The organism is Micromonospora sp. WMMD998, from assembly GCF_029581235.1.
Taxonomy (GTDB): domain Bacteria; phylum Actinomycetota; class Actinomycetes; order Mycobacteriales; family Micromonosporaceae; genus Micromonospora.
Genome location: NZ_CP120740.1, coordinates 5,020,391 through 5,046,719 on the forward strand (window position 1 = coordinate 5,020,391; position 26,329 = coordinate 5,046,719).

General features: G+C 69.4%; 17 protein-coding genes. 12 read left to right on the forward strand and 5 right to left on the reverse strand.

The window, feature by feature from the left end; all coding sequences use genetic code 11:
- Window positions 1-27 precede the first annotated feature (27 nt).
- The 9 genes from O7619_RS22665 to O7619_RS22705 all read left to right on the forward strand — a co-directional run bounded on the left by O7619_RS22665 (window position 28) and on the right by O7619_RS22705 (window position 7,939).
- Window positions 28-402: a peptidase inhibitor family I36 protein gene (locus O7619_RS22665; protein ID WP_282283313.1), complete on the forward strand. Its 375-nt coding sequence runs from the start codon at window positions 28-30 to the stop codon at window positions 400-402.
- 29 nt (window positions 403-431) lie between these two features.
- Window positions 432-1,274, forward strand: a complete 843-nt coding sequence (locus O7619_RS22670; protein ID WP_282283314.1) for a hypothetical protein — start codon at window positions 432-434, stop codon at window positions 1,272-1,274.
- 393 nt (window positions 1,275-1,667) lie between these two features.
- The gene (locus O7619_RS22675) at window positions 1,668-1,856 is read left to right on the forward strand and encodes an ATP-binding cassette domain-containing protein (RefSeq protein ID WP_282288904.1); all 189 of its coding nucleotides are present in this window, start codon (window positions 1,668-1,670) and stop codon (window positions 1,854-1,856) included.
- 140 nt (window positions 1,857-1,996) lie between these two features.
- Window positions 1,997-2,260: an ATP-binding cassette domain-containing protein gene (locus O7619_RS22680; RefSeq protein ID WP_282283315.1), complete on the forward strand. Its 264-nt coding sequence runs from the start codon at window positions 1,997-1,999 to the stop codon at window positions 2,258-2,260.
- A 423-nt stretch (window positions 2,261-2,683) separates the two neighbouring features.
- The gene (locus tag O7619_RS22685) at window positions 2,684-3,517 is read left to right on the forward strand and encodes a methyltransferase domain-containing protein (protein WP_282283316.1); all 834 of its coding nucleotides are present in this window, start codon (window positions 2,684-2,686) and stop codon (window positions 3,515-3,517) included.
- On the forward strand, window positions 3,510-4,817 hold the full coding sequence (locus tag O7619_RS22690; RefSeq protein ID WP_282283317.1) for a cation:proton antiporter: 1,308 nt from the start codon (window positions 3,510-3,512) through the stop codon (window positions 4,815-4,817). Before O7619_RS22685 ends, O7619_RS22690 begins: the two co-directional genes overlap by 8 nt.
- Window positions 4,818-4,833: 16 nt before the next feature.
- Window positions 4,834-5,973 carry an acyl-CoA dehydrogenase family protein gene (locus tag O7619_RS22695; RefSeq protein ID WP_282283318.1) on the forward strand — a complete coding sequence of 380 codons (1,140 nt, stop codon included), beginning with the start codon at window positions 4,834-4,836 and terminating at the stop codon, window positions 5,971-5,973.
- Between the two features lie 29 nt (window positions 5,974-6,002).
- The gene (locus tag O7619_RS22700) at window positions 6,003-7,433 is read left to right on the forward strand and encodes an amino acid adenylation domain-containing protein (RefSeq protein ID WP_282288905.1); all 1,431 of its coding nucleotides are present in this window, start codon (window positions 6,003-6,005) and stop codon (window positions 7,431-7,433) included.
- The gene (locus O7619_RS22705) at window positions 7,430-7,939 is read left to right on the forward strand and encodes a flavin reductase family protein (RefSeq protein WP_282283319.1); all 510 of its coding nucleotides are present in this window, start codon (window positions 7,430-7,432) and stop codon (window positions 7,937-7,939) included. Before O7619_RS22700 ends, O7619_RS22705 begins: the two co-directional genes overlap by 4 nt.
- A 51-nt stretch (window positions 7,940-7,990) precedes the next feature.
- Here the strand turns inward: O7619_RS22705 and O7619_RS22710 are convergent, their stop codons facing one another.
- The 5 genes from O7619_RS22710 to O7619_RS22730 all read right to left on the reverse strand — a co-directional run bounded on the left by O7619_RS22710 (window position 7,991) and on the right by O7619_RS22730 (window position 23,703).
- Entirely contained in the window at window positions 7,991-9,610 is a 1,620-nt protein-coding gene (locus tag O7619_RS22710; protein WP_282283320.1) for a hypothetical protein, read from the reverse strand.
- 32 nt (window positions 9,611-9,642) lie between these two features.
- Window positions 9,643-11,310 carry an NAD(P)/FAD-dependent oxidoreductase gene (locus tag O7619_RS22715; protein WP_282283321.1) on the reverse strand — a complete coding sequence of 556 codons (1,668 nt, stop codon included), beginning with the start codon at window positions 11,308-11,310 and terminating at the stop codon, window positions 9,643-9,645.
- Window positions 11,311-11,364: 54 nt separating this feature from the next.
- Window positions 11,365-12,993 (reverse strand): tryptophan 7-halogenase, encoded by a 1,629-nt coding sequence (locus O7619_RS22720; RefSeq protein ID WP_282283322.1) that lies wholly within the window; start codon window positions 12,991-12,993, stop codon window positions 11,365-11,367.
- A gap of 37 nt (window positions 12,994-13,030) precedes the next feature.
- Complete coding sequence (locus O7619_RS22725; RefSeq protein ID WP_282283323.1) at window positions 13,031-18,136, reverse strand: type I polyketide synthase; 5,106 nt, start codon at window positions 18,134-18,136, stop codon at window positions 13,031-13,033.
- Window positions 18,137-18,198: 62 nt separating this feature from the next.
- Complete coding sequence (locus tag O7619_RS22730) at window positions 18,199-23,703, reverse strand: type I polyketide synthase (protein ID WP_282283324.1); 5,505 nt, start codon at window positions 23,701-23,703, stop codon at window positions 18,199-18,201.
- A gap of 139 nt (window positions 23,704-23,842) precedes the next feature.
- Between O7619_RS22730 and O7619_RS22735 the strand changes: the two genes are divergently transcribed.
- From O7619_RS22735 to O7619_RS22745, 3 genes are all read left to right on the forward strand, one after another.
- Window positions 23,843-24,577, forward strand: a complete 735-nt coding sequence (locus tag O7619_RS22735; protein WP_282283325.1) for an alpha/beta fold hydrolase — start codon at window positions 23,843-23,845, stop codon at window positions 24,575-24,577.
- Window positions 24,578-24,653: 76 nt separating this feature from the next.
- The gene (locus O7619_RS22740; protein WP_282283326.1) at window positions 24,654-24,926 is read left to right on the forward strand and encodes an acyl carrier protein; all 273 of its coding nucleotides are present in this window, start codon (window positions 24,654-24,656) and stop codon (window positions 24,924-24,926) included.
- A gap of 28 nt (window positions 24,927-24,954) precedes the next feature.
- Window positions 24,955-26,298 (forward strand): tryptophan 7-halogenase, encoded by a 1,344-nt coding sequence (locus O7619_RS22745; RefSeq protein ID WP_282283327.1) that lies wholly within the window; start codon window positions 24,955-24,957, stop codon window positions 26,296-26,298.
- Window positions 26,299-26,329: the final 31 nt, after the last annotated feature.

The following is a 26,329-nucleotide window of genomic DNA, read 5'->3' on the forward strand; positions in this document are numbered from 1 at the left end:
ATGATGACCGACGGAAAGAGCAGACCCATGAACATTCAGCTCAAACGGCTCGTCGCCGTCGCCGGCGCCCTCGCCGCGACGACCGCCGTGAGCCTCACCGCCACCGCGGCACCGGCCAGCGCCGACGCTTGCCCGTCGACCAAACTCTGCGCATACCTGTCGACCAACTACGGCGGAGTGCCGGGCACTGTCGCCGGCAACAACACCAACCTGTTGCAATACTCCAAGTTCGACAATGCCGCCTCGGTCTTCAACAACGGCGCGTCATGCGGTGTGACGATCTGGAACGGCACCGGCTACAGCGGCACCAGCGTATACCTGCCGCGCGGCACCGGATACTCGAACCTTGCCTCTCAGAACCCGCCGTTCTACCTGAACGTCGCCTCCAACATCTGGTGCTAAGCATGTTCCGGCGAGGAACGCTCACATCCTTGCTGGGGCTGCTGCTGGTGGGGGGATGCGTTGCGTCTCCCCACCCCACGCCCCCTCCCATCGGGTACCCGTTCGGCGGTGCGGGACATGTCCCCGCCGACGAGCAGGCACTCCTGGCAAGCGCCGAGGACCGGCTCGTGGCGGACTGCATGGCGGGCCGCGGGCTGGCGTACCTGAGCCGGTTGGTGGTCATCGGCCCGGTCCCGAATAACCCCTACGGCCTGCTCACGGTTACCGACGCTCGCGCAGTCGGATACGGAATCGCCGACGTCGCGGCGCGCCGCAAGGACCATGACCCGAATGCCGACTCCGTGAACCGAATGCCACCGAGCGAACGCGACCGCTGGTATCAGGCGCTGCTCGGCACCGACCGCAACCGGCTCGACATCGTGCTGGATGACGGCGGTGTCTTCACCTACCGATCCGATGCCTGCACTTACCAGGCACACGTACAGGTGGTCGGTAGCAGCTGGGACCGGACGTATATGCAGGTCAACGCAGATAGCACAGCGCTGGTTCGGACGGTGCAGGGCGATCCGGGCGTCGGCGCGGCCCAGAGTAGATGGTCAGAATGCATGCGCGACCGCGGTCACCCAGCCGTCCAGCTCACCGACGCCCGCGCGACAGCCGTGGGTCTGCCAGCCCCGCAGGAGCGGGAGATCGCCACGACCGACGCCGAATGCCAGCAGGTTGCCGGGCTGGGGCCGGCTATCGCGAGAGCGGCCAGTGCCGTGCAGGCAGCCGCCGCAGCACCAGTGCAGGAACGCGCGCTGCAACTCCGCGAACTCCGCGCGGCCGCCGTTATCAAAGCCAGGGCCGTCCTCAGTCGCGGCTCCGGCTAGAGACGGGGAGAACCCGTTGTGCGTAGACGAGCACGACTGGTTCGGCGAGCGACCTGGAGAACGGGACCAGCGGCAACGCCAGCACCGCCCTCCTCATGGTCATCTCGGAGATATTCGCTTCCTCGGCCGGCCTCGGCTAACGGATCGCCTACTTCCAGCGCAACTACCTCATCGCCGAGATGTGGAGCGGCATCCTCCTGCTCGGCCTCATCGGCGTTTTCCTCGCCGTGGTCTTCGGCGTCGTCGAACGCCGTGTCCTGCGCTGGTACCACGGAATGAGGGAGGTCACCCGTGCCTGACGCAAGTCCGCTGCTGCGGGTCGAGTACCTGCGGAAGGTCTATGCGGCCGGCCGGGGCGAGGTCGAGACGATCGGGGATCTCAGTTTCACCATGATGCCCGGCGAACTGCTGTGCGTCGTCGGCCCGTCGGGCTGCGGAAAGACCACCCTCCTGAAATGCCTCGCCGGGCTGCTCCGGCCCACCAGCGGCCTCGTCGAGATGGAGGGATCTCCGGTGACGGGCCCGAGCCCGGCGATGGCGGTGGTTTCCAGGAGTACGGCCGCAGCCTCTATCCCTGGCTGACGGTCCGGGGCAATGTGGATCTCCCCCTTCGACACAAGAAGCTCTCCCGCGCCGAACGCGACCGGAGGCTCGCCGACGCCCTCGACGCGGTCGGGCTGCCGTAGTCGGCACGCAGCCATCCGTGGCAGCTCTCCGGCGGGATGCAGCAACGGGTGGCCCTCGCGCGCGCCATAGCGCGCCGGCCCGAAATGCTGATCATGGATGAGCCGTTCGCGGCGGTGGACGCGCAACCACGCGCGGACCTGGAGGACCTCGTACGCGACCCGCACCGCAACCGCGGCATCTCCACCGTCTTCGTGACGCACGACATCGACGAGTCCGTGTACCTGGGCCGGCACATCGGGTGGTCGTGGTGGTGTCCTTCCGCAGCCATCGGGCGATGGCGCGGTAGTCGGCGTCGGTGAGGCCGTGACCCGCTCCACCTGGTGCGCCAGGCGGTAGGCCGTCGCCACCCGCGCCCGGTCCGCGTGCGTGATCTCGTCGTCCACCCAGACGAAGCGGTGTCCTGCGGCCGATTCGACGAGGCGGCGCGTCTTCCGGTGCAGCCGATCGACGTCGTCGTCCGGCCAGTCGACGATGGGAAGCTGACGCAGGCCGAGCCGGGCTGTGAGTATCTCGTTCGTTTCACCCATCCAGGTCGTCGCCCGTTCCATTGCGGGATGGTGAGGTCGGCGTGCGTCACGGCGCAAGGATTGCGGAGGTGCCGGCCGCGCGGATCCGACCGTTGCGGGGCTGCATTCTCCACCAGCAATAGACCGGCACTCCAGCACCCGCTGCCTACGCTGGGTCGCCGCATTCGACCACGGCCCGTTCGTGAGGTGATGAGCATGTCGACCGCCCGAGCTGTACAGCGTTTCTACGACACGATCAGCGACCCGTACGCAGACGCCTGGGACCACAATTTCCACCTCGGATACTGCGACGACCCGCAGAGGCCGGGCGCCATCGGCGATTCCACCGAACGCCTCACCGACGAGGTCCTCCGCCGGCTCCCGACCCGGGCCGGAGACAAGGTCCTCGATGTCGGCTGCGGGATAGGAAAGCCGGCCCTTCGACTCGCCGGCTCCCGCGAGGTGAGCGTCACCGGGATCTCGATCAGTGACGAGCAGATCGGCATCGCCACCGGCGCGGCCCAGGCTCAGGGCGTCACGAACCGGGTCGGCTTCGCCCTCGCCGACATGACGTCGATCCCCTATCCGGACGGCTCGTTCGACGCCGCGATGGCACTTGAGTGCCTGCACCACGTGGCGGAGCGGGACCGCGCCCTGCGCCAGATCCGTCGGGTGCTGCGGCCGGGTGGTTCGTTCGTGCTCGCTGACTACGCGCTGCGGCACGAGCCGGCTGAGGCCGACCGACCGGTGGTCGACGAGTTCCGCAGTGCGTGCTACCTGGCCACGTTGACCACCATCGACGACTACGTGAGATCAGTGACCGGCGCCGGTTTCACGGTCACGGAGTCCGTCGACGTCAGCGAGAACGTGCGGCCGACGCTGCACCAGCATGCCGCCGCCATGCGTGCCTCCCGGGAGGAGTTGATCCGGTTCCTGCCCGCGGCGAAGCTCGACGCGATGATCGAGGCCAGCGAGCGGTACGGAGTGCTCTCCGTCGCCGGTTACGTCATCATCGTCGCGCGCGCCGAAGGCAACGCTGGTAATGGGTGACGCGAACCCGGCGGAGTGGCGTGTCACGGTGGCCATCGGTGGCATCGGGCTCCTGCTCGTCGTCGTGACGTTGTTCGTCACGCTCGGCCGCCGTCTTCGCCAACCCGCCGTCGTCGGCGAGATGACCGCGGGCATCGTGCTCGGCCCGAGCGTGCTCGGCCTGGTCAGCGGTGATCTGCCGGAGACGCTGTTTCCCCTTTCGGTACGCCCCTACCTGCACGTGGTCTCCCAGATCGGTGTCCTGCTGTTCATGTTCGTCATCGGGTGGGAATTCGACCGAGCGCTGTTCGCCACCCACCGGAGACGAGCGGCGCTGGTCTGGGTGATCTCGCTGCTGGTTCCCATGTCCCTGGGGGTGATCCTGGCCCTCCTGCTGTACCGGCACAGCGCTCTGGCGGCGCCGGACGGTACCCCCCTCCTCGGGTTCGTGGTCTTTATAGGCGTTGCCATGTCGATCACCGCCTTTCCCGTCCTCGCGCGCATCATCGTCGACCGGGGACTTCAGGGACACACCATCGGCCCGCTGGCCCTGGCCCTGGCCGCGGCCGACGACGTCCTGGCCTGGTGCGCGCTCGCTGTCTCGGTGGCCCTGGTGACCTTCAGCGGAATCGCCGGCTACCTCTCCGTCGTCGGCTGGACCCTGCTCTATCTCGCGGTGCTGGTGACGGTGGTCCGGCCACTGGCGAAGTGGGCGGCCCGTCGCCTGCCCAGCACGGCGGCGCCGTATGTCGGGGCAGTGCTGGCCGGCGCCGTCTTCCTGTCGGCGTTCGCTACCTCCGCCATCGGCATCCACGCCATCTTCGGCGCGTTCTGCCTGGGGCTCATGATGCCGAGGGAGTCCGACGCCGGTGTGCTTCGGCAGGCCATCGTGCCGTTGCGGCAGATCGGCCTGGTGCTGATGCCCGTCTTCTTCATCGTCACCGGGCTCTCGGTCGACCTCACCACGCTCAGCGGACCCGCCCTGTTGCTGACCGTTGTCATCGTCGTCGTTGCCTGTGTGGGCAAGCTGGGCGGCGTCGGCCTGTCCGCGCGCCTGTCCGGAATGAGCGCACGGGAGTCGATCGCTCTCGGCCTACTCATGAACACCCGTGGGCTCACCGAGCTGGTGGTCCTCAACGTGGGCTTCTCACTGGGGCTGCTGACGGTACAGCTCTTCAGCGCGATGGTGGTCATGGCGTTGTTCACCACGGCCATGACGACCCCGCTGATCGGTGCGGTCCTGCGGGGCGGCGCCGTCGCACGCGCGTTGCCGTCGGTCGGGAAGGACCGCGTCGAACGGCCCACGTCCGCACTCAAGTAGGCGATCCGGAGGCGACATGGACTTCCGTTGGAGCAAGGACCAGATCGAACGGTACGACACCGTACTGCGCCAGGCACGCGAGCGGTTGGCGTCGACGTCGGGCATCGGTACCGGGGAACACCAGATGAAGGGCTGGCGGTTGCTGGCCGACCTCGGCACCCACGGCTGGTGTGTGCCGGCCGAGTACGGCGGATCCGGTCTTGGCGCGCTCGACACGGCCCGGTTGGTGGAGGCCCTCGGTCGGGGCTGTCCGGACACCGGGTTGGTCTTCGGTGCCAGCGCGCAGAGTTTCTCCTGCACGATGCCCCTCGTACGTTTCGGGCGGGCTGCCCTTCGTGATCGGTTGCTGCCCGGGATCTGCGCCGGGGACGTCGTCCTGGGCCACGCCATGACGGAGGCCGACTCCGGGTCGGACGTCTCCCGGCTAGCGGTCACCGCGCGCCGGGTGCCCGAGGGCTGGGTCCTTGACGGTGAGAAGACGTTCGTCAGCAACGGACCGGTCGCCGACATGTTCATCGTCTACGCCACCACCGATCCGGCGGCGGGGCATCTCGGGATCTCGGCCTTCGTCGTCGATCGCGGAACCGCCGGTGTCACGCCCGGTCCGGCGCACCGCAAGATGGGGCTGGAGGGCTGCCTGGCCGGCGGACTCCGTCTCGACGGCTGCTTCGTGCCCGACGAACAGGTGCTCGGCGTGCCGGGCCAGGGAACATCGATCTTCAAGTACGGCATGGCCTGGGAACGGACCTGCTTGTTCGCCGGATATCTCGGGCTGGGCGACCGCGTGTTGCAGCGTGCCATCGAGCACGCCCGCGACCGACGCCAGTTCGGAAGGCCGCTGTCGGGTTTCCAGGCGGTCACCCACCGCATCGCCGACATGGCGGTCCACCTGGAGAGCGCACGGCTGCTGCTCTACCGGGCCTGCTGGTGCCTCGACGAGGGACAGCCCGCGACGATCGAGGTGGCGATGGCCAAGCTGGCGGTTTCCGAGAACGTTCTGGCCACCACGCTGAGCGCGGTACGGCTCTTCGGCGCACGGGGCTACACGCGCGACGACGGCATCGAGGCCGCCCTGCGCGACACCGTGCCGGGCACCATCTTCTCCGGGACCTCGGACATCCAGCGCGAGATCATCACCAAGGAGTTGGGGCTGTGAGACTTCACGACCTGATCCGGTCCGCAGCGATGCGGCGCCCTGGTTCGACCGCGGTCGTCGATGCCGGCGGAGCGACGACGTACCGGGATCTCGACCGCCGAGCCGCGCGCTACGCCGCCGCGCTGGTCGCCCGGGGTGTGGCCCCGGGGGACCGGGTCGTCCTCTGGGGCGAGAAGTCAGCGGACGTCGTCGCGCTGATGCAGGCGGTCCTGCGCGTCGGGGGCGTGTACGTCCCGGTCGGGCCGAGCAACCCGTTGTCGCGGGTGGCGGTGATCGCCGAGGACTGCGACGCCGCCTTGATCATCGCCGGGCGGGTCGTGGACGGTGACAGCAACCGCACGGTGCGGACCACCGTGACCAGTGCGACCGAGCTGACGTCCGCCCTGCCCGCCGCCCCGATCCACCACCCGACCGGGTCCGACGACCCCGCCTACATCCTCTACACCTCCGGCTCGACCGGGCGGCCGAAGGGCGTCTGCATCAGCCATGGCAACGCTCTGGCCTTCGTAGAATGGGCGGTACGCACCGTCGGAGTCGGCCCGGATGACCGGCTCTCCAATCATGCGCCGTTCAACTTCGACCTGTCGGTCTTCGACCTCTACGCGGCGTTCTGGGCGCAGGCGTCGGTGCACATCGTCCCAGCCGAATATGCCTACGTTCCGGAGCGGATGACCAGGTTCCTGCACGAGCAGGGCATCACCGTGTGGTATTCGGTTCCCTCGGCGCTGATCCTCATGATGCGCCAAGGCGGCCTCCTGAACTCCTCTCCTCCCCCAGGGCTGCGAGCGTTGATCTTCGCCGGTGAGGTGTTCCCCCCGCGGTACCTCGGCCGGTTGCGACGCGCGTGGCCCGCCATCCGGTTCTGGAACTGGTTCGGCCCGACGGAGACGAACGTGTGCACCTCCTACGAGGTCGTCGACGGGAACGCAGCCGACCTGACCCCACCCCCGATCGGCACGGCGAGTTGCGGGAACACCGTCCTGCTCGACGAACTCGACGATGACGGCACCGGTGAGATCGTCGTCTCCGGGCCGACCGTCATGCTCGGATACTGGGGCAGGGCGCCCCAGTCGGGGCCCTACCGGACCGGTGATCTCGGCCGGCACGACACCGACGGCACGTTGCGCTACCTCGGGCGGCGCGACGACCAGGTGAAGATCAGAGGTCATCGCGTCGAGCTCGGCGAGGTGGAGGCCGTCATCGCCTCGCATCCTGACGTCGCCGAGGTCGCCGTGCTGGCCCTGGGTGACGGCCTCGACCAGTCGCTGCACGCATTCGTCATCCCCGCGGCGGACCGGCGTCCAGACATGCTGGGCATTCGGCGGCGGTGCGCGGAGCGACTGCCCACGTACATGATCGTCGACCACCTGCACGCGCTCGACATGCTGCCGCGCACGTCCAACGGGAAGGTGGATCGGCAGGCCCTGAGCACTCGAGCTCTCGCCGGAGGCGGAAAATGAGCGATCTCGTCATGGTTTCTCCCCCTTCCGTGGACCTATCCACCTTCCGATCCATCATGGCCTCGTTCGCCAGCGGCATCTGCGTGGTGACGACGATCGACGTGGACGCACGGCCGCGTGGCTTCACCTGCTCTGCGTTCTGCAGCGTCTCCGCTGATCCGCCGCTGCTGCTGGTCAGCGTCAGCAACCTGAGCGCCACCCTGACGGCTGTGGCCGCCACCAGGCACTTCGCCGTCAATATGCTGGGACGGGAAGGTCGTGAGGTGTCCCAGCTGTTCGCATCGCCGCTGAAGGACAAGTTCGACCGCGCTCGGTGGCAGCGGGGGCCGGCGGCCGGCATGCCGCTGCTGGCCGACACGGTGGCTCACGCGGAGTGCGAGCTTCACGCGGCCGTGCCCGTCGGGGACCACACGCTGCTCGTGGGCCGCGTGATCGGTGGCGGGGCGCGGGCGGACCACTATCCGTTGGCGTACTGGCGCGGCGGATACGCCGAGGTGCTTCGCTGACGAAACGCGGCTCAGGGCGGAAGCCCTGAGCCGCGTTCCCGTGTGCGGGTCTCAGTGGACCGGGGCGGGTGGAACGTTCGTCAGATTCTCCGTGGAGATCGCCCGCCGCAGTTCCGGCGGGGCGGACGTGCGCGCCCACATCAGCATCCGCAGCCGGTTGGCGAAGCGGAAGTGGTAGTACCGTGCCTTCGGATCGGCGAACCGGTAGACCGGCGGCACGAAGTCCGCCCGACGTAGCGCACCGAAGATGCGATCGGCCGCGGTCACCGACGCCAACGAACCCGCCCGCACCTCGTCGAGAAGGTCGAACATCATGTTCAGCAGCTCAGGCAGACCGCGGGGCACATCGAACCACCACGGACCACCCGCCTGCGGAGCGAGGCGGTCCCACGAACCGGCGGCCAGCGAGTCGTTGCGGGCAGCCTTGAGCGAGAGCGCGGAAAGCATCGACCACAGCAGCCACACTCTCGAGTAGGCGTTCCACAGGCGAAAGTCGGACGCCGCGACCCGGGCCGAGGCGAGCAGCCGGTCGTGGAACCCGATGAGCTGGTTCTGAAAGGACGCCACGGGGCTCAGTCGCGACTGCGACCAGTCGTCGAGCTCGGCCGCCCGCAGCAGCACCGGGGCGAGCACGTTGATCATCTCAGCGCTCATCGTCAGGTCGCGGGAGAGAAAGAGGTCGTTACGGCTGGCCGATCGATCGAACAGGAGCCATCGGTCGCCGGCCGTCTGCCGAACCGTACGCTGAAAGCGCCGGTCGGTGTGCCAGCGTCCACTGACCGCGGCGCCTCGGAAGGAACGCTCGATCGAGGGGAACCGCCCGACCAGGGCACGAAACGCACGCTCCGGGTCGGCCGGGAGGTCCGCGAACCGCTCGGCGTCGAAACTGGCCACCACGCTCGTCAGCGGATTCAACGACGATCCGGTGGCGAAGTGCGCGACCTGGAGCCAGCCTCCCTCGAACAGGTGGCTGAGCGTGCCCGCCGACCAGGGCGTGGCGCTGTCGTACCGGTCGAGCGGGGTGTGCTCCTCGAACGGTGTGACGCCGAGCATGTGCGAGGCGAGCACACGCGAGCGGGACACCAGGCGCGGCTCGGCGTCCAGCAGTCCCAGGCGGCGCACCAGCGGGGAGTCCGTCCCGCTGCCGTCGATGACACAACGTGCCCGGTAGAGGGAGCCGTCGTCGGCCAGGATCGTCACATCCTCGGCCGACACCTGCACATCGGTCACACACGGACGGCCGTCGGGCAGGACGGCGCCGTATCGGCGCGCGACGTCGACCACGTACTGGTCGACGAACGGCCGGTACGGATGCCACTCGGCATGCTCGCCCGGGACGTTGAACTGCACCGACCGGCGCGGATCGTGCTCCGCGCCGGCCGTGTGGTGCAGGAACCCGAGGCTCCGCTTGACGCCGCTGGTCAACCGGACCGGGTCGGGAAGCCCGCTGGTCAGTCCGAAGCCCGCAATCTCCGGGACGCCGAACCGGCGGGCCAGAGTGAAGAACGCCTCTGCCGTGTACGGCACGGTGGTCTCACCGCCGAGTTCCTCGCCCTGGTCGCTGTCGAACAGGACCACCCGCAGGTGGTGCCGGGCCAGCACGGCAGCGAGCAGGCCGCAGGACAGATGGGTACCGAGTATCGCCACGTCGAACTTCACCGCGCGATGCACGTCTGGGAACCTCCGTTTCGCCGATGTGGTGCTTAGAACAGCTTTCGGCCCTTGAGCACGCGCGACTTGATGGCCTCACGGCCGGTTTCGAGCATGAGCCGGCCGAGCTCAGGATCGGCTTCGGTGCGCGCCCAGCGAGCCATGCGGAGGAACGTCTTCGGGTTCGGGCTGATGAACCGGATGTCGCGCTCGGCGAACCCGAAGCCCTTCGGCCAGAAGTCCGCCGCCTCGATCTGCCCGTAGAGGTCGTCGGCGACGTCGGCCGCGTCCGCCCGCCCGGCCTCGACGGCGTCGACCTGCTCGACCATGCTGTCGTACGCCTTGGCGAAGCCGTCGTTGAAGCCCCAGTAGTGGCCGAGATGCGGCACGTCCTCCAACTCTTTGAAGTGCCGGTCGTCCCCGTCCTGCGCGAATCGGGTCAGGGCCCGTTGGATCTGGTAACAGCCGGCATTGGCCCCCCAGGCCCAGAACCGGAAGACCGCGGTCCACAGGTCGTAGTCGCACCAGGATATGAACGCCGCGTTGACCAGCGAGTCGTTGTAGTCGAAAAGGCGCTGTTGCAGCCGGTCCACGAACTCGAAGCGGTCGAGGGAGAAGTCATCGTCGCGCACCGCCGCCAGCAGCCGCCACGCGAGGGCGTTGACGGACTCCGCGGTGTTCGACAGACCTCGGGAGAACAGCGGATCGATGAACCCCGCCGCGTGGGAGAGGAGGAACCACCGCTCCCCCGAACAGTGGGTTGACGAGTACTGCAGACGCGAGGTGGACACCCATTCCCGGACGGGCTTGCCGGTCTCGAACTGCCGGGCGATGTCGGGATACGGCGCCGCCAAGCGGTAGAAGTCCTCCTCGGGGGTCAGATCCTCCGGCTTCGGGTACCGCCGCGGGTCGACAGTGATGCCGACACTGCACAACGGATTGGTCGACCACTTGTTGTTGTCGAAGGCGATCACCCACGCCCAGCCCCGCTCGAACATGTGGTGGACCGTTCCCTCGTACCACGGGAACGGGGGTCGGTTCGCGGGAGAATGCTGGAACAGCTCGTCGGTCGGAGTGACCTCCAGCATGTGGTTCCAGATCGACCGGGAGTGGTGCTTGAGCCGGGTCGGGTTCTCCCGCAACTGCAGCTTCTCAGCCAACGGAGAACGGAAACCGCTGGCGTCGACGACGTACCGGGCCCGGTACTGGGCGTCGCGGCCGGTCAGAGTGACTCCCGAGCCGTCGAAGTCGACGTCGCTGACCGGGAAGTTCTGCCGGAACTTGCACCCGTACTTGACCGCGACGTGGAAGAGATACGAGTCCGTGTCCTGCCGGAACAGGTGGGCCGCCTCGTTCAACAGGTTCTTCGGCGTATTGAACTCGTTGGTCTCGCGGGGGTTCTGCGGCTGGCCCTCGTGGTGCAGCAGGAAGCCGAAGTGACGTTTCACCCCGAATCGTTCACCAAGTGTCTTGCGGGTCTGTGTGAAGGTGGCCAGCGACTTGATCTCCGGCACGTCGTACCGGTCGGCCAGCGTCCGCAGGTACAGCAACGTGTACGGGATGGTCGACTCACCGATCGCGAAGCGGGGATGCGACGCCGCATCGAGCAGCAGGACCTTCGCCCCGTGTCGGGCCAGGATGGCACCGAGCAGAGAGCCCGCCACCCCTGAGCCAAGGATCGCTACGTCGTAGGTCTCTTTTTCCAACTGACTCTGTCGCACGAGATCCTCTCCAGCACGAATCGGGAAATGCCAACGGACGTACGGCGGTGGTCGTCAGTGCGGGCGGAGACGCGAACGCGCGAAACCGCCGATGGCGCCGCGAATGGTCCGCCCGACCTCCGGCGGCGCCTGGGACCGGCTCCACAGCACCGCGCCGAGCATCTTGGGCGGCGTGGCGTGGAACCAGTGGTTCGCCGGATCGGCGAGGTTGAAGACCGGCGGGATGAAGTCGGCGTCACGCAGCTGGTTGAACAGGCGGTCGGCCGCCGCCTCCGGCGTGACGGCCCCCTCCTCGACGGACATGCAGATGTCGCGGGTGAACGGGCCGAGCTGGTTGAACTGCTCGCTCACCGGAAAGGGTGAACCCGGATGGCGGGTCTGCTCCAGCTCGCGAAAGATCCCGTCGTCTCCACTTCGCAGATACGAGAAGTACGCGTTCTCCAGCACCATCGTGCCGAGCACGGCGCCGATCTTCCAGGTCCGATACGTCGCATTCCAGAGCCGGTAGTCGCGGAATGCCACGAACGAGCTGTAGGCGAGATCGTCGTGCACGTCGAACAGCCCTTGCTGCAGCGATTCGAGGTAGTCGTACCGCTCGGTGGACCAGACGCCGTCGCGTGCGGACATGATCAGCCGCCAGGCGAGCGCGTTGACGACGTCGAGCGAGTTCGTCAGCCCTCGGGAGTAGAGAGCGTCGATGAACCCCGCCGCGTGCGAGGTGAGACAGAACCGGTCACCGACCACCTGCTTCACCGAGTACTGCAGGCGGTTGGTGGACACCCACGGCCGCACGGCGACGGCGTCGCGGAACTGCCAGGCGATCTCCGGGAACCGTTGCAGGAAGTCGTCGAAGTCCTGCTGCGGCGTGCGGTCGTCCTTGGGGAACCGGCGCGGGTCCAAGGTCAGGCCGACGCTGCACAGCGGGTTGGTCGACTCCCGGTGGTTGTCGAACGGGATCACCCAGATCCAGCCCCCGTCGAACACGTGGTGCAGCGTGCCGTTGTGCCACGGGCTCGGCTGACGGTGCAGCCGGGCGGTGGGTGACCGGTCGAACGGCCGGACTCCGACCATGTGCGTGAACAGACTGCGCGAGTGGTGCCGAGCGCGAGGTGGCGTCTCCCTCAGGCCGTACTGATCGGCGATGGGTGACTGGTGGCCGCTGGCATCGACGACGTAACTGGCCCGTACCTGCTGGCCGTCGTCGGTGTGAAGCGTGACGCCCCGCTCGGGGTCGATGTCGATCTCACGCACCCGGGTGCCCGGCATGGGCCGGGCCCCGTACCTGACGGCGACCGCGTGCAGGTACGCGTCGACGTCCTGGCGGAACAGGTGCGACTCGGTGCGTAGCGCGGCCGGGATGACCAACTGGTTGATCTCCTCCGGGTTCTGCAGTTGTCCCTCACGGTGGTAGACGAACCCGAAGTTCTGCTTGATTCCGGAGTTGTGGGAGATCCGCTTCTGGATGCCCGCGAAGGACGCCAACGGCTTGATCTCGGGGACGTCGTACCGATCGGCGATGATCCGCGTCATCGCCGACGTGTAGGGGATGGTCGACTCGCCGACCGCGAACCTCGGATGGGCCCCCGCGTCGATCAGCACCACCTTCACACCGTTGCGCGCGAGCACCGCCGCCAGGATCGAGCCCGCCATCCCACTGCCGAGGATGGCCACGTCGAATGTCATTGCCTCCACCTCCTGAAGATCGAGTTGCACCTGTGTCTCAGTCGTCGAGGTCCGCGTCGGGGCTGGACGCCGAGATGGCGTCGAGGATGAATTCGTCCCATGACCCCGCGTCCGTGGCGAAGAAGTCCCGACTGGTGAAGTCGACTCCCACGTCCTGCCGGATGCGGCTGATGAGCTCCATCACCATCAGCGAGTCGATGCCCATCTCGAGGAGGTTGAACGGGCCGTCCAACGTCTGTCGATCCAGGCGCATGATCTGCGCCAACTCGTCACGGAGGTACGCAGCCACCAGATCCCGCCGCCGCGACGGCTCGGCTGCGACAACCCGGTCCCGCAACGGGGTGCCGCCGTCGCCACCGGAGGTCACCCGCGCGCCGTCGTCCACCAGGGCTAGCATCGGCCGTACCGCCCTCGACTCGAGGACCGCCTTGTACTTCGTCCAGTCCGCCGCACAGACGACCCGCTGCACGTCGTCGCCGGCGAGCAGCGCGCCGAGCAGACGCAGGCACTGGCCCGGCGCGAGAGGCTGGAGCCCGGTGCCGGCCAGAAAGTCGCGGACATCGGATCCGTACAGATTCGAGCCGAGATCCCACTGTCCCCAGTCGATGCTCAGCCCCGCGTGGCCGAGGCTGCGGCGGTGGTGGGCCAGCCCGTCCAGGAACGCGTTTCCCGCCGCGTAGCTCGCCAGGAAGCGAGAACCCCAGACGCCCGCGATCGAGGAGAACCCGAGCATGAAGTCGAGAGGGTGATCGACCGTCGCGCGGTGCAGGGCGAAGGCGCCGAGCACCTTCGGACGCCACGCCGCGTCGTACCCGTCGCGGTTCACCTCGCGCAGCAACTGCGGACGCGACACACCGGCGGCATGGATGACACCCCGCAGGCGGCGAGGTCCACCGGCCAGCCGGCGTACGAGACGGCCGACCGCGTCGACATCCGAGACGTCGAGCGCCACGGCCTCCACCTCGACGCCCCGGGCCCGCAACTCACTCACGAGCTTCGTGCGCGAGCGGTCCCCCGGGACGTCCGAGATCGGCGTCCGGCTCGCCAGGACGATTCCACCTGCGCCCTGCTCGGCCAGCCAGGTCGCGATCGTCGAACCGATGCCGCCGAACCCGCCGGTGATCAGGTACGTCGCATCCGCCCGGACGTCAGCCCCGCGGTCACGCCCGGACGGCGCGAGGTCGCGGCGCACGAGACGGGCCCCGAGGGTACGTCCACCGCGGATGGCCAACTGGTCCTCCGCCGGCTGCCCGCCGAGCGCCGAGGCGAGCAGCGCGACGTCGATCGGCGCGTCCGGATCCAGGTCGACGGCGCCACCCCACAACTCCGGGTGCTCCAGCGCGACAACCCGCCCCAGACCCCACAGCGGGGACGCCGCGGCGGCGTGCAGCCGCTGCTCGGGCACGGCGGCCACCGCTCCCCGGGTGACCAGATGCACCCGCGTGGGGACAGCACGGGGCCGCTCACACAGCGCTTGCACCAGCCGGACCGCGCCGAGTTCCGCCCGGTCCCGGAACTCCACGAGTTCGGCGACCTCCGCCGTGCTCAGGTCGGGAGCGTTCACTCCGGTGAGCAGCACGACATGAGCGGAGTCCCCCAGGCGGTCGAGGGCAGCCTCGACGGAGTGCTCGACGAGGCACGGCGCGCCGGAGCCGCGCAGCACGGCGGCCACGTCCTCGGCCAGCCCGTCGCCGTCCGACACCAGCAGCCATCCGCCGCCCGCGTCGGCGGCGCTGCCCGGCGGCTCGACGGGATGCCACCGCAGGTCGAAGAGGATCTCCCCCGGGTCCCGCCAGGGCGCGGCCGGTTCCCGCTCGACCGGCGAACCGACGTGCACCTCGCGCAGGGCCCCCACCACCGTGCCGTCCTCCGCCCGGAAGACCAGAGCACCCGCGTCGTCCGACTCGATGGTCGCGGCCGCCCGGCGTGGGGTCCACGTCAGGCCCGCGAGCCGACGTACCGGCTCGTCGTTGCCCGCGACGAGCGAGACGGCCTCGCGGACCAGGCCGCCGGGGCCCGCGCCGGGACGCACGTCGCGCCGTTTGCCCGCCTCCGGCGCCTCGTCGGGCAGCGGCGCGGCCCGGCGCAGCACTCCACGGGCGGCCACCGTCCACGGCGCGCCGGCGACCTCCTCCACCGGCGTACGCCCCCGGCACACGAACTCGGCGCGGTCGTCCTCCACCCTCTCCAGGCTCAGGTACCAGTCGCGTCGCTGATCGCCGGCGGCGAAGGCCTCGGCCTCCTCGACTGCCGTCCACCCGAAGCCGGTGACCTCCTCCATCGCGCGCGCCGACAGCTCCACAAGGTCCGCCAGGTGCGGGAGTTCGCGCAGCCGGTAGACGGGGACCGGCCCTGGCAGCCGGGTCGCGGGAGCATCGACGGCGGGCATCGCCCGCTCGTCGGGCTGTCCCTGGTCGAACCAGTGGCGCTCTCCCTCCCACGGGTAGGTGGGCAGGGGCACCCGGCGCGGAGCGTCCGGCCCGTCGTAGGCACGCCAGTCCACGGACATGCCCCGCAGGTGCAGCGCGCCGGCCGCGCTGACCATCTGCGCGGTGGCGTCCCGCCCGCGCCGCAGGGACGGAATCCACAGGCAGCGGGGGTCGTCGACCGTACGCGCCGCCAGGCCGAGCAGGACGGGCGCGGGACCGACCTCGAGGAACGTTTCGACGCCGCTCTCGTGCAGGTTACGGATACCGTCGGCGAACCGGACCGGCGCGGCGGCGTGCTCCACCCAGTACCGGGGAGTGCCCTGCCGCTCCGACCAGTCCTCGCCGGTGACGTTGGAGATCAGACGCAATTCCGGCACGTGGTGCGTCAGGCCCTCGGCCACCGCGGCGAGGCCGGGCAGGACGGGGTGCAGCAGCGGCGAGTGGAACGCGTGCGAGACCCGCAGGTAGCGCGCCTTGATGCCCTCCCCCAGCAGTTCGGCGACGATATCTGCCACGGCCGGGGCCGCTCCGGCGATGACCGTGTCGGCGGGACCGTTCACCGCGGCGACGGCCACCTCGCCGGTACGGTCGCCGATCGCCCGCCTAGCGCGGGCCTCGTCGCAGACCACCGTCGCCATCACTCCGCCGGGCGGCAGTGACTGCATGAGGCGGCCTCGTTCGACGACCAGCCGGACGGCGTCGGGCAGGGTGAGGACGCCGGCCACGCACGCCGCCGTGATCTCGCCAACGCTGTGCCCGAGGACGGCGTCCGGGCGGATCCCCCACGACTGCCAGAGCCGAGCCAGGGCGTACTCCACCGCGAAGATCGACGGCTGCGTGTTACGTGTCTGGTCCAGTGGTGAGTCGGGGCCCTCGGGCAACTCCAGGATGTCGAGCAGGGGACGGTCCAGCAGGGGGTCCGCCAGCGTGGCCACCTCGTCGAGCGCCTCCCGGTACGCCGGCTCGCCTCGCAGGTCCTGTCCCATCCGGCTGTACTGTGCTCCCTGCCCGGTGAAGAGCCAGGCCAGCTTCCGGCGGCGGTGCGGGACCGCCTCCACGGCAGTGACCATGTCGCTCCGGCGGCCGCTGACGTAGCTGTCGAGCGCGTCGGCCAGATCCCGCGCCGTACCTCCCTCGACGGCGAGCCCGAAGCTCATGCGCGCGCGGCCGGTCCGGGACGTGCCGCAGAGATCCCGGATCGGGCCCGACGGTTGCCGACGGAGCTGATCGCGGTACGCCGCCGCCAGCGCATTCAGCGCGGGCTGACTGCGGGCGGAGATGGTCAACACGTCGGCCGACCGCCGTGCGGCACCGGTCCCCGTGTCGTTCGGCGCTGGTGGCGCATCCGTCACGATCACGTGTGCGTTCGTTCCGCTCGCCCCGAAGCTGCTGATTCCACCGGCCCGGATCGCCCCACGGGCGGGCCACGGAAGGAGCTCGTCGGCGACCGTGATCCGCAGCCGGTCCCAGTCGACGTTCGGGTTCGGCTCCTGGAAGTGCAGTTGCGGCGGCACCGATCGGCGTTGCAGGGCCAACACGAGCTTGAGAAGACCGGCGATGCCGGCAGCCGCCTCCAGGTGGCCGATGTTGGTCTTGACAGATCCGACCAGCAGCCGTGAGCCCGCCGGCCGACTCCCACCGAGCACCGCGTCCAGGGCACGCAGTTCGATGGGATCGCCGAGGGCGGTGCCCGTGCCGTGCGCCTCGACGTAGTCGATCTCGGCCGGTTCGAGGCGTGCCATTCGGAGCGCGGCCTCGATCACCTTGCGCTGCGAGGCTGGATTCGGCACCGTCAGCCCGCTGCTGCGCCCGTCGTGGGCCACCGCCGAGCCCCGGATCACCGCCATCACCGTGTCGCCGTCGCGATGGGCGTCGGCGAGCCGCTTGAGTACGACGATGCCGGCTCCCTCGCCGCGGCCGTACCCGTCGGCCGAGGCGTCGAACGTCTTGCAACGCCCGTCCGGCGCCAGCGCCCGGAACTTGCTCAGGAGCACGAAGGAGTACGGGCTCAGCATGACGTTCACCCCACCGGCCAGGGCCAGGTCGCACTCGCCGAGCCGCAGCGTCCGGCAGGCGTCGTGGACCGCGACCAGCGATGACGAACACGCGGTGTCGACCACCTGGCTCGGGCCCATGAGACCCAGCGCGAACGACAGCCGCCCGGCGGTGAAGCTCGGCTCGCCCATCAGCTGGTACGCGTCCACGTCGTGGACATCTCCGGTTTGCTGGCGCAGCCGTACGTAGTCAGTGGTGCTGACACCGAGGTAGACGCCGGTCGCCGATCCCGCGAGCGAGTCCGGCGCGTACCCGGCATGCTCGATGGCCTCCCAGGCGACCTCCATGACCATGCGCTGCTGAGGGTCCATCCCCACGGCCTCGCGGGGGGAGATGCCGAAGACGCCCGCGTCGAAGCGGCTCACGTCGTCGACGAAACCGCCGTGCTTGACGTAGGTGCGCCCCGGAACGTCCGGGTCCGGGTCGTACCAGCGCGCAATGTCCCCCCGGTCGCTCGGATACTCCCGAATCGCATCGACGCCACCGGTCAGCAACTCCCAGTACTCGTCTGGGCCCCGCACCCCGCCCGGAAGTCTGCATCCCATGCCGATGACCGCGACGGGGCCGTCCCCGGCCGGTTCCGCGCCAGCCTGTCGTTGGAGCCGCTCGATGAGGCGCAGCGCGTTGACAAGTTGGGCATGCAGGTCTGTTTGGGCCATGGTGATCCCTTCCGCGCCGTGAGACTCAGCTAACCGTGGCGGCCTCTACCACCACTCGCACGTCACTCGACATGCGACTCGGCCGCCGCGAGCACCGCGGCCAGCCGTTGCGACAGGGCGTCCTCGCTGAGAGAGTCGAGCTCGTCCGCGTCATGCGTTGGTTGCTCGGCCACGGCGAGCACCTCGGCGTCGATGAACCGGGCCAGGGCCGCCGTGTTGGGGCATTCGAACAGCACCGTCTTCGGCAGATCCACCCGCAGCGCCTGCTCGGCGCGCCGCTTCAGTTTCACGGACAGGATCGAGTCGAAGCCGAGGTCGAAGAATCCGCGATGGGGGTCGATCTCGTCGGTGGTCCCGAGGATCTCCGCCACCAGCGGCAGCAGCAGGTCCACGAGTGCCGGGACCCGTCGGTCGGCGGGAAGCGCGGTGATCGCCGGCAGCGAAACCTCGACGTCGGGGGCAGGGTGGTCCCGCCCCACTTCGGCAGGCGGCCCGGAACGGGGATCCCGGGCGTCGACCCAGTGACGTGACCGCTGCCACGGATACGAGGGCAACGAGACGACACGCCCGCCCGCCGGCAGCAACGCCGTCCAGTCAACGACGACCCCGTGGACGTGCAGCGCGGCGATGACGTTGAGCATCGCCTCGGCGGTGGTGGGCCCGTCGGGCATGCGGTGCACCGCCCGTCCCGCCAGCCACACCGTCGCGGGGCCGGCGCTCAGGTCGAGGACCACGCCGGGCTCCTCCGGCGCCGTCCCGGCCGCCGGCGACTCCACGGTCGGCAGGTGTCGCAACGCGTCCTGGGGCGTCAGCTCGCCGGACAGGCAGGAGGCCACGAGCGCGCCGTACGGTTCGCCCGTCACCGACGTCGGTATCAGACCCACGGCACGCCACACGGTCGCAGTGGCCAACTGGGACACGAACGCCTCGGCCGGATCTTCGGGACCCGCTTGCGGCAGGGACCCGACCCGGGTACGCAGCGCCGCCGCCGCATCCGGTTCCCAGCCCGGCAACACGGACGCGGCCTCCGCCAGGTCGCGCCAGGGCAGCACGCGCGATCCGAGGCGCATCGTCAGCGGCAGTGGTTCACCGGCCGTCACCGAGCCGGCATGATGCGGCCGGCGCAGCGCCCTCGCCAGATCGCGTCCGGTGGAGGCCACCACAGCGGCCCGGTGCTCAAGGTGGCCGCGCCGCGCGAGGCTGGTCCACACCAGGTCGGCCAGGTCGCTCTCGTCGGTGAAGGAGATCTGGCCAGCGAGTCGGGTCGCGGCCTCGGCGAGGGCCCTCCCGTCGGCCGCCGACACCGCGACCAGATAGGGGCCTCCGTCCTGCGCCGTGGGCGCGGCCTCCCGGGGTGGCTCCTCGACGATCAGGTGAGCGTTCGTGCCGGTGAAACCGAACGCGCTGATCCCGGCGATGCGGCGCCGCCGGCCCCGCCGCCACGGGGTGTGCCGCCGCACCGGCGCGACGCCCGAAGCCTCCCAGTCGAACGCACGGGTGGGAACCTCCAGGTGGAGCTGGGCAGGAAGACACTCATGCCGGAGCGACAGGACCACCTTGATCAAACCGACCACGCCGGCGGCCGCCTCCAGGTGCCCGATGTTGCTCTTCACCGAACCGACCAGCAGTGGTTGGGCCAGCGGGGCCGCGTCTCGCAGCACGTCCGCGATGGCCCGCAGTTCGACCGCGTCACCCAGCGGTGTGCCGGTCCCGTGCGCCTCCAGGTAGTTCAGGTCGGCTGCGGTGACACCGGCGCGATCGAGCGCGGTCGTGATGACGGCCTGTTGCGCGGCACCGCTCGGCACCGTCAGACCGCCGCTGGCACCGTCCTGGTTCACCGCGCTGCCGCGGATGACGGCGTGGACGCGGTCCCCGTCGGACAGCGCGGCGGACAGCGGTTTGAGGACGACGACCCCGGCTCCCTCACCTCGGCCGTAGCCGTCCGCCCCCTCGGCGAAGGTCTTGCACCGGCCGTCCCGGGAGAGGGCACCCGCGGCTGACATCACCTCAAAGACCGTCGACGTGGCCATGATGTTGGCACCCCCGGCCACGGCCACCCGGCACTCCCCCGCCCGCAACGCCTGGCAGGCGAGGTGCACCGACGTGAGCGAGGACGAGCAGGCCGTGTCCACCGCCATGCTGGGCCCACGCAGGCCGAGCAGGTACGAAAGCCGACCGGCCGCCCCGGAGAAGCAGTTGCCGGTGCCGTAGTAGAGGGAAAGCTCCGGTTCACCCGCCAGCACGAGCTGCTGGTAGTCGGTGGTGTTGAGACCCACGTACACGGCGGTCTCGCTGTCGCGCAGGGCAGCGGCCGCCAAGCCCGCATCCTCCAGGGCCTCCCAGGCGACCTCCAGGAAGAGTCGCTGCTGGGGGTCCATGCTCCTGGCCTCGCGAGGTGAGACCCGGAAGAACTGATGATCGAAGCCGTCGATCGCGGGCAGGAACGATCCCCGGTGCGTTCCGTCCCACCGGTCGGGTGGGACATCGGCGCTCGGGTCGAGGCCCTGCTCCAGTAGCTGCCAGAAACCGTTCGCGTCCGAGCCGCCGGGCACGCGGCAGGCGAGGCCGACGACGGCGATCGGCTGGGAGGCCGGGTCGGGCGCCGGGGAGACCACCCGCACGGTGCGCGTCGAGGAGGAGGACGACAGCCGCTCGGCCAACGCGCCGATCGTCCCGCACCTGAGCACGTCGGCACCGTCGACGGCCAGGCCGGTGCCGACGCGGAGCCGATCGGCCAGCTCGACGGCGGAAATCGAATCCAGTCCCAGTTCGAAGAACCCGCGATGAACGTTGAGGGTGCCGCCGTCGGGCTGCCCGAGGATGTCGGCGACCGCGCGTTGGATGGTTCCCACCAACGCCGGACGGTCCCCAGCCGGACTCGCGGGGATCGGCTCGGTCCCCGTCGCCGTCATCGCCGGCGCCCCGCCCTGCGCGCCCCGGACGACACCCGGCAACCAGTAGGTGCTGCGCCCCCACCGCTCGGGCGGCAACGCGACGGCGGCGACGGGACGGCCCCAGACCGCGTCCCAGCGCACCGGTACGCCGGATACGTGCAACTCCGCACGGGATTTGGCCAGAACCGGTGACGCGTCCTCTCCCCGGACGAGGGACGCGACCACCGGTCCCGTCCGGCTCCGGTGGTTCATCGCCGCCCGTAGGGCCCGGTGGAGAACCGGGTGCGGCCCCATCTCCACGACGGCGCAGTCCTCGTCCGCCAGCAGCCGGTCCACCGCAGGCCAGAACAGCACGGGCTGCCGCAGGTTGAGGGCCCAGTACTCCGGATCGAGCGGCCGACCCTCCAGATACCCGCCCAGGGTGGTGGAGAGGAAGGGTACGTCCGGACCGCGCGTCGCCAGCCCGTCGAGCAGCTCGCGGAGCTGATCCGCGTACGTCTGCATCAGCGGACCGTGGGACGGGTACTCCACGGACAGCTCGACGGCGGTGACGTCCCGTTCCTGCAGGCGTGCGACGAGCCGCCGAAGGGGCTCGGCGGGGCCGCTGAGGACCACCGCTCCGGGCGAGTTGACCGCGGCGATCGTGACTCCCGGATACTCGTCTCCGAGCCAGGTTCGCATCTCGTCGGCTCCCAGGTCGACCGACGCCATCCGGCCGGTACCGCTGGCCCGCTCGCAGGCCCGGCTACGGACCACCATCAGCCAGGCCGCGTCCGGCAGCGTCAACGCACCGGCGATGTGGGCCGCCGCGATCTCGCCCATGCTGTGGCCCACGACCGCGTCGGGCCGTACACCCCACGACATCCACAGCCGGCTCAGCGCCACCTGCAACGCGAACAGGACCGGCTGCCCCGTCTCCGTGGACCGCAGCGCCGCGTCGTCGCGGGCCTGCAGCACCGCCGAGGCCGACCAGCCGCTGTGAGCCGCCAGGGCCCGGTCGCACTCGTCGAACACGGTCCGGAAGTCCGGCTCGGACGCGTAGAGATCGAGAGCCATCCCGGGCCACTGGGCTCCGTGTCCCGAGAAGGCGAAGACGGTACGCGGTACGGCGTCGCCGGTACCGGCGTGGACGTTCGGGTGGGGTTGGCGGGCGGCGAACGCGTCGAGCCCGGCGACCAATTCGCCGGTCGTGTCGCCGACCACTGCGAGCCGATGGACGTGATGGGTACGGCGTACCGCCGCCGCCGCGACGATCTCGTCCGCCATCACCTCGTCCGCCGGCCGCTCGGACAGCGCCCGCGCGAAGTCGCCCGACAGTTCCCGCAGTCCGAGGGGCGTGCTCGCGGAGACCAGCAGCGTCCTCGGACCGGCGGGGGCGCCACCGGCGGGGGCGGGGCGGGGCGGCGGCGCGCCGAGCACCACGTGCACGTTGGTGCCGGACAGGCCGAAGGCGCTCACTCCGGCGATCAGCGGCCGGCCGGCGTCAAGGATCATGTCCTCGGCAGCCACCACGACTCCGCATTCCTCCCAGGGGATGTGCGGCGACGGCGTGGTGAGGTGAACCTGCTGGGGCACCCGTCCGTGCCGGAGCACGAGCGCCGCCTTCACCAGACCGGCGACGCCGGCGGTGGCGTCCATGTGCCCGAAGTTGGCCTTGAGGGAGCCGATGATGAGCGGCCGGTCGCCAGTGCGGCCCTTGCCCATGACCTCGGCGAGCGACGACACTTCCAGTGGGTCGCCCAGAGGCGTGCCGGTGCCGTGGGCCTCCACGTACGCGACGTCGTGCCCACCTACATCGGCATGCGACAGCGCCTCACGCAGCAGCGCCTGCTGAGCCGCCGCGTTGGGGACGGTCAACCCGGCGCTCTGGCCGTCGTGGTTGATCGCGCCGCCGAGGACAAGGCCGTACACCTGGTCGTTGTCCCGTACCGCGTCGGCGTATCGCTTGAGGACGACCACGGCACAACCCTCTCCGCGGACGATCCCGTCGGCACCGGCGTCGAACGGCCGGCACCGGCCAGTAGGGGACATGGCCTGCACCTTGCTCATGAAGATGGACAGCTCCGGCGCGACCAGCACGTTGACGCCGCCGGCGATCGCCGTGTCGGCGGTGCCGTCACGCAGTCCCTGGCATGCGAGCTGGACGGCGGCCAGCGAGGACGAGCAGGCGGTCGTGACCGTCATGCAGGCGCCGTGCAGTCCGAAGGTGTACGCGATCCGGCCGGCCGCGAAACTGAACTCCTTACCGCTGGCGTAGTACGGCCCGATGGCCTCGGTTCCCGAGGTCTTCGCATGCAGCAGCGAATAGTCCGATCCCAGCATGCCGATGTGCACGCTGGTCCGCGACCCGACCCAGTCCGGCATCGGCCGCCCAGCATCCTGCATCGCCTCGAACGTGGTTTCGAGCAGGATCCGCTGCTGGGGGTCCATGTCCGCCGCTTCGCGGGGGCTCACCGAGAAAAAATTGCCGTCGAAGCGGTCGATGTCGTCGAGAAAACCTCCGAGTGCGCTGGAAATGGCGCCGTCAGCGTGGAACCGGCTGTCCCACCTGTCGGACGGCACCTCGCCTATAACATCGACACCGTCCAACAGCGCCCGCCAAAACTGGTCGGCGGTGCGAACTCCGCCGGGAAACCGGCAGCCGATCCCCACGATGGCGATGGCGTCGCTCATCTGAACTCCTTCGGGCTCGTCCGGCCAAATTCCGCGTACTGTGGGGCCTGGATGCGCGCCAGAACCATGTCGACAGTCCCCCGGATCACTCGGGGATCGCTCAAGCAACGACAGTCCTGCAAAGGCAGAGAGGCATGGCATGGAATCACGCGCGCGGGGGCGCCTCGCCCCGATCCGGCTGCATTGCTTTCCCCACGCGGGAGGCGGCGCCGCATTCTATGGTCGCTGGCGACGTCACCTTCCGGACGATGTCGTGGTCGCGCCCATGGAGCTACCGGGTCACGGGAGCCGCCTTCAGGAACCGCCCTTTGCCGACTTCGAACCGCTCGTCGCGCAGGTGGCCCGGCGGGTACGGGCCGACGACGGACACCGTGTGGTCCTCCTCGGACACAGCTTCGGGGCCCTGTTGGCCTTCGAGGTCGCCCGGCTGCTGACGGCCGCCGGTCGCCCACCGGCGGCGCTGATCGTCTGCGGCCGCGACGCGCCGACCGTACGATCACCGACGCCGGCACCGCATGAGCTGCCGGACGACGCCTTCCTGGCCGCGATCCGCAGGCTGGGCGGAATCCCCGCCGAACTCGACGACCAGCTCGACATCGTCCGCGCCTACCTTCCTGCCCTGCGCGCCGACCTGCTCATGGCGGATCGGTACCGACGCGGCCAGGGACCGGCGCTCGACCTGCCGCTGCTGGCCTTCGGGGCTGTGAACGACGGCTTGACCAGCTCCGACGGAATGGCCGCCTGGCGGCACGAGACGACCTCGACATTCGAGTTGACGATCCTCGCAGGCGGCCACTTCTTCGTCCGGGACATGGCGTTTCTCGACATTCTGCGCCACCGCCTCGATCGATTCGGCACCGAGCCCCAGCCATAGTCGGGAATGAGTCGCGCTCCACCACGGCCTCGTACGGTTCGGGTCATCGCACCGGCTAGGCGAAGGGGACACAACCGTGCCGCGAATCGAGAGGACAGCGATACAGGCGGATCTGGATCGCTACATCACCGGCAACTTCCTCGGTGACGCAGCTACCGCTCAACTGGCTGTCGACACACCGTTGTTGGAGTGGGGCGTGTTGAACAGTCTGAACTTGCTGCAGCTCATCACACACATCAAGGAGACGTTCGGGGTGGTGGTTTCCCCGATCGACGTCACCGGCAGCCATTTCAAGAACCTGGGCACCATCACCGACCTGGTCTACAAGCTGTTGCTGCAACCCGCCTGACCAGCCGTCAAGGAAGGAGGATCCCGCCGTGGAAGCCGAGTACGACGTAGGCATCATCGGCGCGGGCCCCGCCGGGTCCGCCGCCGCCGCGTACCTCGCCAAGGCCGGACTGTCGGTCGCGATGTTCGAAAGGGCGAACTTCCCGCGTGAGCATGTGGGTGAGTCCCTGGTGCCGGCGACGACGCCGGTTCTGCTCGAGATCGGGTGCATGAACGCGGTCGAGGCGGCCGGGTTCCCGAAGAAGTACGGAGCCGCGTGGACCTCGGCCGAGGACCGCGAGATCGACCACCTCGGGTTCCGGAACCTGACCAACGGGTTCCGGACCGCCGAGATCCGGTTCGACGAGCGTGACCAGCCGGGGGTCGACCGGGCATACACGTACCATGTGGACCGCGGGCTCTTCGACCAGATCCTGCTCAAGAACGCCGAGGCATCCGGCGCGCAGGTGTTCCAGGGTGTGCCGGTCGGCCAGGTGGACTTCTCCGGCGAGATTCCCCGCATCGAGGCCAGGCTGGGCGGTCGGAGCGTCGACATCCCGGTCGCGATGGTGGTCGACGCCAGCGGTCGCCGCACCCAACTCGGTACTCAGCTTGGCGTCAAACGCCCGGACCCGGTCTTCAACCAGTACGCGGTGCACAGCTGGTTCGAGGACTTCGACCGCAAGGCCTTCGCAACCGACCCGGAGCGGATGGACTACATCTACATCCACTTCCTGCCGGTCGTGGACACGTGGGTGTGGCAGATCCCGATCACAGAAACGATCACGTCGATCGGAGTCGTCAGCCAGAGGCGGAGGCTTCGTGACTTCGCCGGCGACACCGAGCGGTTTTTCTGGGAAACCCTGGCCAGCCGACCCGAGCTGTTCGACGTTCTCAAGAACGCACGGCAGCTCCGGCCGCTGAAGACCGAGGGCGACTACAGCTATGCGATGTCGCAGATCACGGGCGACAACTACGTGCTCATCGGGGACGCCGCGCGCTTCGTCGACCCGATCTTCTCCAGCGGGGTCAGCGTCGCGCTCAACAGCGCCCGGATCGCCTGTCAGGACATCGTCGCCGCCGCCGCTGCCGGGGACTTCACGAGACACCGGTTCCAGGGATACGAGACGAAGCTCCGACGCGGGGTACGCAACTGGTACGAGTTCATCTCGATGTACTACCGGCTCAACATCCTCTTCACGGCGTTCGTGCAGGACGACCGGTACCGGCTTGACGTGTTGAAGATGTTGCAGGGCGACGTGTACGACGAGGAGGAGCCGAAGGCACTCGGCGCAATGCGGGAGATCGTGCGGGCGGTGGAGAACGACCCGTCGCATCTCTGGCATCCGTTTCTCGGCAGTCTGCGCGCGCCCTCCGCGATGCCGGCTTTCTGATGAACACCCTGTCCCACCGCCGCTCAACGCG

What these genes read in the sequence shown, in the direction of transcription:
- O7619_RS22720 (WP_282283322.1), bottom strand. Translation starts at nt 12,993, where the DNA reads ATGACATTCGACGTGGCCATCCTCGGCAGTGGGATGGCGGGCTCGATC.
- O7619_RS22665 (WP_282283313.1), top strand. Translation starts at nt 28, where the DNA reads ATGAACATTCAGCTCAAACGGCTCGTCGCCGTCGCCGGCGCCCTCGCC.
- O7619_RS22700 (WP_282288905.1), top strand. Translation starts at nt 6,003, where the DNA reads ATGCGGCGCCCTGGTTCGACCGCGGTCGTCGATGCCGGCGGAGCGACG.
- O7619_RS22735 (WP_282283325.1), top strand. Translation starts at nt 23,843, where the DNA reads ATGGAATCACGCGCGCGGGGGCGCCTCGCCCCGATCCGGCTGCATTGC.
- O7619_RS22675 (WP_282288904.1), top strand. Translation starts at nt 1,668, where the DNA reads ATGCCCGGCGAACTGCTGTGCGTCGTCGGCCCGTCGGGCTGCGGAAAG.
- O7619_RS22690 (WP_282283317.1), top strand. Translation starts at nt 3,510, where the DNA reads ATGGGTGACGCGAACCCGGCGGAGTGGCGTGTCACGGTGGCCATCGGT.
- O7619_RS22680 (WP_282283315.1), top strand. Translation starts at nt 1,997, where the DNA reads ATGCAGCAACGGGTGGCCCTCGCGCGCGCCATAGCGCGCCGGCCCGAA.
- O7619_RS22685 (WP_282283316.1), top strand. Translation starts at nt 2,684, where the DNA reads ATGTCGACCGCCCGAGCTGTACAGCGTTTCTACGACACGATCAGCGAC.
- O7619_RS22705 (WP_282283319.1), top strand. Translation starts at nt 7,430, where the DNA reads ATGAGCGATCTCGTCATGGTTTCTCCCCCTTCCGTGGACCTATCCACC.
- O7619_RS22695 (WP_282283318.1), top strand. Translation starts at nt 4,834, where the DNA reads ATGGACTTCCGTTGGAGCAAGGACCAGATCGAACGGTACGACACCGTA.
- O7619_RS22730 (WP_282283324.1), bottom strand. Translation starts at nt 23,703, where the DNA reads ATGAGCGACGCCATCGCCATCGTGGGGATCGGCTGCCGGTTTCCCGGC.
- O7619_RS22725 (WP_282283323.1), bottom strand. Translation starts at nt 18,136, where the DNA reads ATGGCCCAAACAGACCTGCATGCCCAACTTGTCAACGCGCTGCGCCTC.